Here is an 11956-nt window from a genome sequence, read left to right on the forward strand (position 1 = left end):
GGGTAAGATTACCGGTTCAGATGATTTTTAAATCCGGGACGGATACCCCATGTTTGAAGATGACGGCTATGCACTGGAAACACTGGCAGTAAGAGCGGGCCAGAGCCGGTCGGCGGAAGGCGAACACGCCGAGCCTATCTACACCACTTCCAGTTACGTCTTTCCCTCCGCGGCAGAAGCCGCCGCGCGTTTTTCCGGGGATTCTCCCGGCAATGTGTACTCGCGCTACACCAACCCCACCGTGCGCATGTTCGAAGAGCGCATTGCTGCACTGGAAGGCGGGGAGGCGGCCGTCGCTACCTCCAGCGGTATGGCCGCGATCCTGAGCCTGTGCATGGCGACGCTAAAAAGTGGCGACAAGGTGATCTGTTCACGCAGTGTGTTCGGTACAACGACTGCGCTATTTACCCGTTACATGGTGAAGTTTGGGGTCAAGGTCAGTTTTGTGGAGCTGACCGACTTCCAGGCCTGGCAGGATGCGTTAGACGGCGATACCAAGTTGCTGTTTATGGAGACGCCGTCAAACCCACTGTGTGAGGTTGCGGATATCCGTGCCATGGCAGACCTGGCCCACAGTGCTGGCGCGCAGCTGGTGGTAGATAACTGCTTCTGCACCCCGGCGCTGCAGCGCCCGCTGGATCTGGGTGCGGACATTGTGGTGCATTCCGCCACCAAGTTCCTGGACGGGCAGGGCCGCTGTCTCGGTGGCGTGGTTGTGGGCAAGCAGGAGCTGATGGATGAAGTGGTGATCTTCCTGCGCACCTGCGGTCCCAGCCTGAGCCCGTTTAACGCCTGGGTATTCCTCAAAGGCCTGGAGACCCTCAGCCTGCGCATGCGCGCGCATTGCACCAGTGCTTTGGATATCGCCTGGTGGCTGAATGAGCATGCGCAAGTAGAGAAGGTCAATTATGTGGGTCTGCCGAGCCATCCGAATCACCAGCTGGCCGCGGCACAGCAGTCCGGTTTTGGTGCGGTGTTCAGCTTTACCGTGCCCGGGGGACGGGAGGCTGCCTGGAAAGTGATCGATGCCTGCAAGATTTTCTCGGTGACCGCGAATCTCGGCGATGCCAAAAGCACCATTGTGCACCCGGCCACCACCACGCATGGTCGCCTGAGTGACGAGGACAAGGAAAAGGCTGGTATTAGCGAAAACCTGATCCGCATCTCTGTGGGTCTGGAGAATGTCGAGGACCTTAAAGCCGATCTGGCGCGGGGTTTGTCGGCACTAGTCTAGCGGGCTTAAAAGAGCCACAATGGCGTGAAATGAGACATTGTGAAGGGCCCCGCCGGGTGCGGGGCCTATCATTAATGGCTAAGAGATAAACCGAGCAGTAATGGATTTGCCGTGCAAAAAATCATCTCCGCCATCGTCGAGGATATCGGTAAGGTTCTTCTGGGTAAGGAGCACCAGGTAAAGCTGGCGCTGGCTTGCCTGTTGGCGCGCGGTCACCTGTTGATCGAAGATTTGCCCGGTATGGGCAAGACCACCCTGGCGCACGCCCTGGGGAGGGTGCTTGGGCTCTCTCACAAGCGGGTCCAATTCACCAGCGACATGCTGCCGGCGGATATTATTGGTATCAGCATTTTCGAGCGTGAGACCGGGCAATTCCGTTTCCATGAGGGGCCGGTGTTCAGTCAGCTGCTGCTCGCGGATGAGATCAACCGCAGCTCTCCCAAGACCCAGAGCGCATTACTGGAGGCCATGGAGGAGCGTCAGGTCAGTGTGGATGGCGAGACCCGCCCACTACCGGAACCCTTCTTTGTTATCGCCACCCAGAACCCGCTGCAACAGTCCGGCACCTTTGTGCTGCCGGAATCCCAGTTGGACCGCTTTCTGATGCGTATTAGCCTGGGGTACCCCACCCGCGAGGCCGAGCGCGCGCTGTTCAATGGCGTCGACCCGCGTGCGCAGCTGGCGCAGATCACGCCGCGCATCAACAGCGAAGGGCTGCGCAAGCTACAGGGACTGGTGCACCAGGTGAAAGCCTCCGACTCGCTGCTCGATTACCTGGAGCGCCTGGTGCAGCACACGCGTCAGAGCGCCGAATGCGGTGTAGGCCTGTCTCCCCGCGGTGCCCTGGCACTGCTGCATGCGGCCCGCGCCTGGGCGCTGATCCACAACCGCGGTCATATCCTGCCGGAAGATTTACAGGCGGTTCTTCCCGCCGTCGCCGGTCACCGCCTGCAAACGGATGGTGGCGATGGCGCGCAACTGGTCGAGCGCATGATGCACCAAGTGGACATCATCGCTGCCTGAGGCGAGTGAGGGGCCGGCCAGTGCTCGAAAAAATTTCCTTTAAAGCGGTAAGCGATAACAGTGAAGCCGGCGGGCTGCTGCAGCAGCGGTGGTTGCGCTGGCTGAATCGTCGCTTGCCGCCTGCGTCGACGGTTACCCTCAATCACCGCAAATTGTTCGTACTGCCCACCGCCGCCGGTATGGGGTTCCTGCTGCTGATCGTTCTGCTTTGGCTGCTGGGCACCAACTACGAAAATAACCTGGTGCTCGCGCTGGTATTCATGCTGGTGGGAGTGTTCGTGATATTGCCGGTGCACACCTTTGCCAACCTGTCGGGGCTCAAACTGCGCCTGCAAGAAGTAGAGCCCGCATTTGCCGGTGATTTCGGCCGCGCCAAAATCGTACTGGAGAAAACCGGCAAGCGCTCTCATGAACGGGTGCGGCTGTGCTGGCCACCGGAAGAGGGGGCGCTGGTAGATATTATCGATAGTGAGCCGACGGAAGTGACCCTCGAGCTTCCTCTGATACGTCGAGGAAAAGTGCGCGCGCCGCGGATTCGCGTGGAAAGTCGCTTTCCCGCAGGGTTGTTCAAGTGCTGGAGTTGGGTGGACCTGGATGTCGAGTTTCTGGTGTATCCGCAACCCAGGTCTGCCGGACCGTTGCCCTGGGGCGCGAGCGTTGGTGAAGGCGATCAGGAGAAAACCCACTCCGCAGGCGGTGACGATTTCGCCGGGCTGAAAAGTTATCAGGCCGGTGACTCGCTGCGCCACGTGGCGTGGAAGCAATTTGCCGGTGGGCGCGACCTTTACAGTAAAGAGTATGCCTCCGGCAGTGATGCCCGCCTGTGGCTGGATTGGGATTTACTGGCCGGCCGTGAGTTGGAGACCCGCCTGAGTAATCTGTGTGCCTGGGTGCTTGAGGCGGAACGCGCGCAAGTGGCTTACGGCCTGCGCATTCCGGGGCAGGCCTTGGCGCCTGCGATCGGCGCTGCACACCGACAAAAAGCGCTGACCTTGCTGGCATTGTTCCCGGTACAGGGGGTGTCATCGTGAGCGAGGTTTCCGGCCAGTTCCGTACCTTGCTGCCGCGCGAGAGCCTGCTGTGGGTATTTGCCGCGCAGTTCGTCGTCCTGCTGCCGCACTTTGCGCACCTGCCGAGCTGGCTTATTTTTGCCTGGTTTCTGGCAGTTTTATGGCGGATAGAGGTGTTTCGAGGGCGCCGGGCGGTACCCGGGCGCGCGATCAAACTGCTGGCGGTCTCTCTGGCCGTCGCCGGGTTAGCGCTGACTTACCGGCGCTGGTTCGCGTTAGAGCCGATGGTCGCTTTGCTGGCGGTTTCCTTTACCCTGAAGAATATCGAGTTGCTGAGCCGCCGGGATGCGGTGCTCAGTTTGATGTTGGCCTACTTCCTTGCCGCCACGCTGTTTGTGTTTGAGCAGACCATTCCGTACGCGTTGTATGGGGTGTTGTGTCTGGTGGTGATTACTGCCGCACTGGTGGCCCAGCAGGGCAGTGGCAGTGCCCGGATTGGGCGGGCACTTGGATTGTCGGTGAAAATACTGGCGCAAGCCGTGCCGGTGATGTTGATTCTATTTGTGGTGATGCCGCGCCTGGGGCCCTTGTGGGCGGTACCGAATAATACCTCCGCCGCTTCCACGGGAATCAGCGACTCCATGAGCCCCGGGGACTTCAGTCGGTTGTCAAAATCCGACAAGCCCGCATTGCGTATTTCCTTCGACGGTTCTGTGCCCCCTCCAGAGCAGCGCTACTGGCGCGGGTTAGTGTATACCCACTTTGACGGCCGACGCTGGAGTGAGCCCGGGGTTACCGGTAACCGCTGGTTTGGCCGACGCTTTCGCAATACGCAGAGCGGTCAGGAAAACGACGGCAGGTTGCCTGCGGTGGGCCCGCGCTATCGCTATCAGGTGATTCAGGAGGCCAGCCATAACCCATGGCTATTCGCGCTGGCGATTTCCGACTCCGATACAAGAGGGGTGCGCTCGACCGGCGACGATACGCTGGTTTACCACATGCCAGTGGGCAGCAGGCTTGCTTACGACGTTCGCTCCTGGCCAAGGGAGAGTGTCACTGCAGGACCAGGCTTGAGTCCGGCGGAAGAGCGTCGTCATTTGCAATTGCCCGAGGAAGGTAACCCACAGGCCCGCGCCTGGGCAGAGGCCCGGCGGCGGGAAGGCATGGATTCACAGGCCATCTCGCAGTCTCTGTTAGCGTTATACAACCGCAGTTTTACTTACACGCTGAAACCGCCCGCCCTGGGTGCGGATACGGTGGATGAATTCATGTTCGATACGCAGCAGGGGTTCTGCGAGCATTTCGCCAACAGCTACGTGTTTACCATGCGCGCCGCGGGAGTGCCTGCGCGGGTCGTCGCCGGGTATCAGGGGGGCGAATGGGTGGAACAGGAGGAGTATCTGCTGGTGCGCCAGTACGATGCCCATGCCTGGGCAGAAATCTGGTTGCCCGAACGCGGCTGGGTGCGGGTAGACCCCACTGCGGCGGTGGCACCGGAGCGTATTCGCGATGGCCTGCAAAGTGCGGTTACCGAAGAATTTATGCAGGATGCGTTGCTGCCCTTGCATAAGTTCAATATTTTGAATCGCCTGCGGCTGCAGTGGGACATGATTAATTACCGCTGGTATCAGACGGTAGTGAGTTTTGACGCGGACCGTCAGCAGGGACTGTTGAAGCGCTGGCTCGGAGAGATCTCACCGCTGCGTATGGCGATGCTTCTCGGTGTACCGGTTGCCGTGGGTCTGCTGGGACTGCTGGTCTGGCTCAACCTGTCTGCGCGCGGTCCGGCATTGCCCCCGGCCAGTCGCGCTTATCTGAGATTCTGTCAGCGCATGGCCCGTGCCGGCTTGCCGCGTCGCTCCGGTGAGGCACCGGGAGATTTTGCACGACGTATCGAACGGGAGTTGCCGGCGCTCGGTCCGATGGCCGCACGTATTACCGTAGCCTATGAAAGGGCGGCCTATACCGACAGCAAAGGTGCGCTAAAACAGCTGCGCCGTTTGGTGCGAGGATTCTGGCCGCTGCGACAGCTGGCCAAGTTGGGCGCTGCCCCCGCACCGCATCAATCTGTGGGACAATAGGCCGCTCTTTAATCGCGACCCTGTCGTATCTCAGGCGTTTGTATCTCAGGCTTCTGTGTCTGTTGCCGAATCGTTGCAGCGGAAAAACGCGGCTAGCGAGTGACTGTTTTCCGGATTCTGAAATGACTTTTCCCGCACTGGCGGCTCGACTGCGAACCTTTCTGCTTGGCTTCAGTGGCACCTCGCTTGCCACCGGTCTGCAGGTGGTTTTGCTGCCGTGGATTGCGGTATCGCTGGTCGAGTTACCCGCTCTGCAGCTGAGCTGGGTGCAGGCCTCGGTATTACTTCCCAACCTGATATTTTTACTGTTCGGCGGTGCGCTGGCGGATCGTATCGACGCTGCGCGGGTCGCGGCGCTTTCCTGTATCGGTTTGGCCCTGTGTCACGCAGTGCTCGCCTATTATCTGATGCACTCTATTCCCAGTCTGGCGCTATTGCTGATGTATGGCGTGAGCCTGGGGGTGTGCACGGCGTTTTTACAGCCGGCCCGGGAAACGCTGGTGCAACGCGGGCAACAACCGCCAGCGGGGGGTAAGCTGCAGGAGAATCAGGTACAGCATCTGGTGACCTGGATGATGCTGGCGCAGTACGGCGGGCAGGCGGTAGGTATGCTGCTGGCCAGCCAGTTTGATAGCTGGGGCGCGGAAACCTTGCTGCTGATTCAGGTAGTGGTATTGCTGTTCGCTGCAGGCTTTTTTATTTCCCTGCGTCGTGACGGCGCCCCATCAGCAAAGCCTGCCAAGAAATTACCGCGGGCCTTGCTGGAAGGCTTTGCCGAGGTGCGCAAGAGCCGCGCAATTTTCGAGCTGGTGCTACTGGTCGGCTTTAACGGCTTGGTGCATATCGGTGTGTTCCTGGTGGTACTGCCGTTGCTTGCGGAAAGCTACGAGCGGGGCGCCAGCTACTACGCCTGGCTGCAAATTGCATTTGTTGTGGGCACGGTGACGGCAACCGTAGTGATGTTGCGGCGCGGGCAGGGGGACCATCCCGGCCGGGGCGTCCTGATGTGTCTGCTCTACAGCGCCGCGCTGTTGATCGCGATTAGTTTTGGGCCCACCGCCTTTGGTCTCGCGCTACTTTGCGCCTGTTGGGGCGCGGTGGCCGCGGCCTCGGCAGCGCTGGGTAAATCCATTGTCCAGGTATTGGCTCCGGAGCAGGTGCGCAGCCGCATTATTTCGATTTACCAGTTTTCCCTGTTCGGCTCTGCGGCGATCGGGGCACTGCTCGCCGGCGTGATCAGTGAATTTACCGCACCACTCACCACGTTATTATGGGCGGGTATCTTCAGCCTGCTGGCGTTTGTGCTGGTGTGGATCAGTGGCGCCCTGCGTCAGCTGGATATCCGGCAGCCGCAGGGCACAGAAGATTAACGCGGTAAACCTGATTACCAGCGGTTGCTGATCCAGAGCGTCTGGTAGGGATCGAGGGTAATACTCGCAAGCATGTCATCGAAGGTGGCATCGCTCACCAGGTCTTTCCACTTGTCTGTGCCAATCAGGTTGATCGCGTTCAGCGACACCGTTTGTGGCTGATCGGAGATGTTATTCAGGCAGAAAATACTTTGCCTGCGGTCCAGACTCTGACGCCAGAAAGCAAATACGTGGTCTCCCAGATGCAAGGTGAACTGCGTGGCATTGGGGTGAAAGGCCGGCTGCTCGCGGCGCAGTTTGATTAACCGGCGCAGTTTGTGGAACACCTTGTGATGGTGGCTCTCCGGGTCCGCCAGCCGTTCGTTGAGTTCCTGTTCCTGCCATTGGCGGCGGTTGATGGCGCGGTTATGACCGTGCTCTTTCATCCGTTCGTAGTCGTTGGTAGTACCCACCAGGCTGTGTAGGTAGAACGCCGGTATTCCCTCCAGTGCCAGCATAATGGCCTGGGCGCACACAAAGCGCTCAAGCTGCCAGTCGTCTTCCCCAGCGGTAGTCCCTTTCAAGGCGTCAAACAGAGAGATATTGATTTCGTAAGGCTTGTTACTGCCATCATCCAGCGCACGCCAGGATATCTGCCCGCCGAAGTTTTCCATCGTCTGAATCAGCGCTTCCTGCTCACTGTCGTCCAGTAGTCCTTCTACCGGCCGCAGGCCAATCCCGTCGTGCGACGCAATAAAGTTGAAATAGGTCGTGCCGTTCTGCGCGGGTGGCATGCTCATTAGCCAGTTTTTCAGATAGCGACAGTTACCAGTGACCAGTGAATTCACCAGTAACGGCGGCAGCGAGAAGTTGTAGATACAGTGCGCTTCGTTGGCATTACCGAAGTAGGACAGGTTTTCCCGATTGGGAATATTGGTTTCGGTAATGATGACCGCGTTGGGGTCGGCGTGCTCAATTAGCGTGCGCAGCAAGCGCACGATCTCGTGGGTTTCTTCCAGATTCAGGCAATTAGTGCCGAGAATTTTCCAGATAAAGGCAACCGCATCCAGACGGAAGATACGCACACCCATGTCCAGATACAGCCGGATAATATCGACTATTTTCGCCAGTACTTTGGGGTTGGCGAAATTCAGGTCGATCTGGTCGTGGCCGAATGTACACCATACATGCTGCGTGCCTCGCGGTGTACTGGTTGCGCGAAGCAGCGGCGTAACCCGGGGGCGCACCACTTTGCTGAGGTCCTCTTTCGGGTCTACCTCCACAAAAAAATCACGGCCCGGATTTTTTCCCTTCTGGTAGTTGGTAAACCACTCGTGCTGGGCGGAGCAGTGGTTGATAACAAGATCCGCCATCAAGTGAAAATCGGCGCTGATGCGCAGGATATCGCTCCAGTCACCCAGTGGTGGGTCTACCTGTTTGTAGGCGGACACCGCAAAGCCATCGTCACTGGAATAGGGGAAGAATGGCAGAATGTGCACCGTATTGATCAGCATTGGAAAATGCGCTTGTAAAAAGTGGTGCAGCGTTTTCAGCGGTGGCTGGTTGTCGCTCAGAATGCTGTTGCCGTAGGTGATTACCGCAATGTCGGTCTGATCCCAAAGGTTTTTATGCGCAAGCGGGCTTTGGCAGTCCTCGTCCAAGCGCATCGTCCGAATCAGGTTTTGCGCAATGGGTTCAACGTCAAGTTCCGGGTAGATAAACGTGAGGTGATCCATCACCTTCTGGTGCAATACTTCTTTGATTGGCAGGTGTGCAGTCGATTGGTTCACGGTCTCCCCCGGATATCTACAAATCTGAAAATAGTGCGACGGTCAAACGTTGTACTCTTCGTAGTCGGCTTCCACCGCCTGCTTGAGCTGGTCGAGGAATCCGGGTTCCGCGCTGGTGATTCGGTTCCAGCTGGGGATAAACGGTGTTTCCATCGGGTTTTCCAGAAACGCCTGTCCCGCTTTTACCAGGTTGCTCGCGAATAGCTCAACGGTCTGTTCTTCCTTGTGTATATCAAAATTCAGACCATTAATTATGGCGTCGTTGCGATAGGTTTCCACGAAGTCCAGTGCGATACGGAAGTAGGTGGCTTTAATACTGCGGAAGGTTTCCGAGGAGAACACCGTGCCCTGGGTGGCCAGTTTGCGGAAGAAGGATTTCGCGATATCGATGGACATCTTGGAAAGTCCGCAGTCTTCATCGTCGAACGACACATCCTGATGCTTGTGGTCGTAGGCGTGGGCAATGTCTACCTGACACAGGCGGTTGGTGGAGTAGTTGCGATACATCTCTGACAGCACACCAATTTCCAGCCCCCAGTCACTGGGAATACGCAGATCGTTGATCACGTCGCGGCGGAAGGAAAACTCGCCAGCGAGGGAGTAGCGGAAGCTATCCATGTACTCCAGATACTTGGTGTGGCCATAAATTTTCTTAAGGGTACGAATCAACGGTGTCACCAGCAGGCGGCATACGCGGCCGTTGATTTTTCCGTTGGCTACACGGGAGTAGTAGCCTTTGCAGAACTCGTAGTTGAACTGCGGATTGGCCACCGGGTAAAACAGGCGAGCCAGCATCTCGCGATCGTAGGTGACGATATCGCAATCGTGCAGGGCTACCGCTTCACCGCGGCCGGAAGCGAGAATATATCCCAGGCAGTACCACACATTGCGTCCCTTGCCGGCATCTTGCGGGGCGAGGCCGTCGCGCTGTAACTGCGCATCCAGCTGGCGCAGGCGCGGGCCATCGTTCCACAGTACCCGTACGTGTTGCGGCAGGATACTGAACTGCTTCAGTGCATCGCGGTACTGGGATTCATCGGCGCGGTCCAGGCCAATAACAATCTCGGAAAGGTAGGGAACTTCAGCCAGGATTTTGAGAATTTTCGGGAGTGCCTCGCCTTCCAGTTCAGAATAGAGCGACGGCAGTAACAGCGACATGGGGCGGTGCTTGGCAAAGCGAATAAGGTCTGCCTCCATATCTTCCAGGCTGCGATTGGAAAGATTGTGCAGGGTTGTGATATCGCCATTTTGAAAAAAATCGGTCACAGTATTTTCCTGTTATTGTGCAGTTTTAAATTCGGTTGCCAGTAGCTTCTGGATCGCATCTGCCCAGCCTTGCGGGCCGGTATTCTGTGTGACGGCCAGAAAAGGGTGGTCGTCGAGCGTGGGCGGGGCATGGGTTGGCGAGCGCACGATGATGGCGATGTCGGCAACCTTCAGCATGTCCAGGTCGTTGGGTCCGTCGCCACTGCCGACCAATTTACAAGGGCGGTTGCTGTGCTGCTGGTAGATCTGTTGCAGCAACTGCGTTGCATGCCCCTTGTCGGTCTGGCCGAGCACATGCAGAAAGCGTCCGCCCTGTAGCGTGGCGAAGCCGGCGGCCTCGGCGCGGCCTGTAAAAGCCGTTTTTTCCTGCTCTGTACCCTGCCAGAGCAGTGGTTCGGAATAATGGCGGGAATTAGCCTGTTCGGCCTGCGCGTGACTCAACCCGGTTGCCGCAACGATTTCATCGATACTGGCGGCGGCAAAATTCAAATAAGGTGCACCGTGTTCTTTCCGGTCCTGTGCCAGGAAGTCGAGGATGGACTGGCGACGAGCTCCCGGCTCCAGAACCCAGTAACCGGATTCTTCTTGTGCGTGTTCTGGCTTCTGCGGGAAATAACCCGAGGGTATAAAAATCGCGGAACCGTTTTCCACAATAAACGGATGGCGGTTTTGCAGTGCGTCCCGTAGCGTCAGCATCTCGTCGCGGGTTTTACTGCTGTTCAGAATCACCGGGATTTCGGCCGTTTCCAGATCCATCAGGGTCGCATCGGCCGGTTGGTGCGAGTAGGTAAAGTGATCGAGCAGGGTACCGTCCAGATCACTGACGATCATCCAATGGTGCGGCAGTCGGGTATTTTTATTCATTCCGTTCCAGATGCGGGTCTTCCTGATGCAGGTCTTGAGAGCGTCACCTAAAAGGGCGCGCTCAGATCTACTAATCCAAAAATAGTGCCAGTCTACGGAAAGTGAGCCACGGCGGTGCTTTGCTCACGACAATTGGCGTGGAAATTCTCTTGTTGATTCCAGTCCATCGCACCGCATGCCTCATCTTGGGTAATCGAGTCGAGGCCAGAGCAGGGGGTGCACCAATTGGGTGCGGCGCTTATTGCGGCGAAAATGTGGGAGATGGGAGGCGAGCTGACGGTAAGGTTAAGGCTGGGGCTGGGGCTGGGCAGGTTGAAAGGCCCTTGAGGGCAAAAAGAAAGGGCATTCCCGGAGAGGGAATGCCCTTGTCTAGCCGTTAACTAGAGCTGCGAAGTCAGGAGACAGCGCCTGAATCAAATAGAGCGGACCCAGGTACCGTCCGGCTGACGGCAGGCGGTGCCGCGAGTGCTGTCGGATGCGTCGTTCGAAAAGAACTCGGCGGTGTAGGAGCGGCAATACTGATCGCCACGCATTTCGACGCTACCGGGGATTACCGCGTAGTTCTCATTGCCCTGGGTGTTTTGCCAGGTGATGCGCTCGCCTTCGGGGGCAAACTCCAGTGCTTGCGCCACGCACGCCTGGTTGCGCTGATCCATACGCCGGCCCACTTCGCCGCCGATCAATACCCCGGCAATGGCTCCGCCAATGGTGGCCGCTGTGTTGCCACGGCCATCGCCGATTTGGTGGCCAATGACGCCGCCAATCAGTCCACCCAGAACACTGCCCACTTGATCGCTGTTACAGCGCGATACTGAGGTGCGGGTGGTTGGGCGCCATTCCGGACGGTATTCGGGCTCAGGTGCGCGCTGGTCGAACCAAGGGGGCAGAATGATCACACGTGCAGCATCGCGATGGCCGTGGTGGTGCGCATAGCGGCGGGGAGTCTTGCAGGTGCGCTCTTCTTTATAGTCGCCGTTGCGGCTCCACTTCCGCTCAATCTTGCAGTTACCTTCCCAGTACTCTTCCTTGTAACTGTGCTTTTTGTGCTTGTGGTGTTTCTTCCAGCCTTTTCCTTCGGGGGGCTCGGCGTGCAGTGCCGCCGACAGGCTGCCGCAGAGCAGTGCGACGAGAACGGAGGAGAGTAGTTTCATGACTTGGTATCCGCATTTCGAAATTTGCCAAATATGGCGCGAATACTATCAACCAGCAGGTCGACAGGAAGTGACATGGCCGACGTTCTGGAAAATTGCCTTGAGAGCTTTAACGCTCGTGGCTCCGTTAGAGGGGCGGGGAGTGGGAGCGGGAGAGGGAACCATGGTGGCGATGAAGACCACCATGG

General features: G+C 58.0%; 9 protein-coding genes. 5 read left to right on the forward strand and 4 right to left on the reverse strand.

The features are described 5' to 3' along the window. Window positions 1-49 precede the first annotated feature (49 nt). The 5 genes from KUV22_RS16085 (at window position 50) to KUV22_RS16105 (ending at window position 6718) form a co-directional block, all read left to right on the forward strand. Window positions 50-1234: an O-succinylhomoserine sulfhydrylase gene (locus KUV22_RS16085; RefSeq protein WP_222232795.1), complete on the forward strand. Its 1185-nt coding sequence runs from the start codon at window positions 50-52 to the stop codon at window positions 1232-1234. Window positions 1235-1345: 111 nt separating this feature from the next. Beyond that, window positions 1346-2257, forward strand: a complete 912-nt coding sequence (locus tag KUV22_RS16090; protein ID WP_222232797.1) for an AAA family ATPase — start codon at window positions 1346-1348, stop codon at window positions 2255-2257. Between the two features lie 20 nt (window positions 2258-2277). Next, a complete protein-coding gene (locus KUV22_RS16095) occupies window positions 2278-3288 on the forward strand; it encodes a DUF58 domain-containing protein (RefSeq protein ID WP_222232799.1) in 1011 nt (336 codons plus the stop codon). After that, entirely contained in the window at window positions 3285-5348 is a 2064-nt protein-coding gene (locus KUV22_RS16100) for a transglutaminase TgpA family protein (protein ID WP_222232800.1), read from the forward strand. Before KUV22_RS16095 ends, KUV22_RS16100 begins: the two co-directional genes overlap by 4 nt. Window positions 5349-5470: 122 nt before the next feature. Then, window positions 5471-6718 (forward strand): MFS transporter, encoded by a 1248-nt coding sequence (locus tag KUV22_RS16105; RefSeq protein ID WP_222232802.1) that lies wholly within the window; start codon window positions 5471-5473, stop codon window positions 6716-6718. Between the two features lie 14 nt (window positions 6719-6732). Here the strand turns inward: KUV22_RS16105 and KUV22_RS16110 are convergent, their stop codons facing one another. The 4 genes from KUV22_RS16110 to KUV22_RS16125 form a co-directional block, all read right to left on the reverse strand. Beyond that, window positions 6733-8433 (reverse strand): sugar phosphorylase, encoded by a 1701-nt coding sequence (locus KUV22_RS16110; protein ID WP_222232843.1) that lies wholly within the window; start codon window positions 8431-8433, stop codon window positions 6733-6735. Window positions 8434-8529: 96 nt separating this feature from the next. Then, complete coding sequence (locus tag KUV22_RS16115; protein WP_222232804.1) at window positions 8530-9753, reverse strand: glycosyl transferase; 1224 nt, start codon at window positions 9751-9753, stop codon at window positions 8530-8532. Window positions 9754-9765: 12 nt separating this feature from the next. Then, window positions 9766-10617 (reverse strand): HAD-IIB family hydrolase, encoded by an 852-nt coding sequence (locus KUV22_RS16120; protein WP_222232806.1) that lies wholly within the window; start codon window positions 10615-10617, stop codon window positions 9766-9768. A 413-nt stretch (window positions 10618-11030) separates the two neighbouring features. Next, window positions 11031-11768 carry a glycine zipper 2TM domain-containing protein gene (locus tag KUV22_RS16125; protein WP_222232808.1) on the reverse strand — a complete coding sequence of 246 codons (738 nt, stop codon included), beginning with the start codon at window positions 11766-11768 and terminating at the stop codon, window positions 11031-11033. Window positions 11769-11956: the final 188 nt, after the last annotated feature.

The sequence above is a fragment of the Microbulbifer agarilyticus genome (assembly GCF_019800665.1).
Classification (GTDB): domain Bacteria; phylum Pseudomonadota; class Gammaproteobacteria; order Pseudomonadales; family Cellvibrionaceae; genus Microbulbifer; species Microbulbifer agarilyticus_C.

Excerpts from the sequence above, each read along its gene's own strand:
- KUV22_RS16110 (WP_222232843.1), bottom strand. The coding sequence starts at position 8,433 with ATGGATCACCTCACGTTTATCTACCCGGAACTTGACGTTGAACCCATT.
- KUV22_RS16120 (WP_222232806.1), bottom strand. The coding sequence starts at position 10,617 with ATGAATAAAAATACCCGACTGCCGCACCATTGGATGATCGTCAGTGAT.
- KUV22_RS16085 (WP_222232795.1), top strand. The coding sequence starts at position 50 with ATGTTTGAAGATGACGGCTATGCACTGGAAACACTGGCAGTAAGAGCG.
- KUV22_RS16105 (WP_222232802.1), top strand. The coding sequence starts at position 5,471 with ATGACTTTTCCCGCACTGGCGGCTCGACTGCGAACCTTTCTGCTTGGC.
- KUV22_RS16125 (WP_222232808.1), bottom strand. The coding sequence starts at position 11,768 with ATGAAACTACTCTCCTCCGTTCTCGTCGCACTGCTCTGCGGCAGCCTG.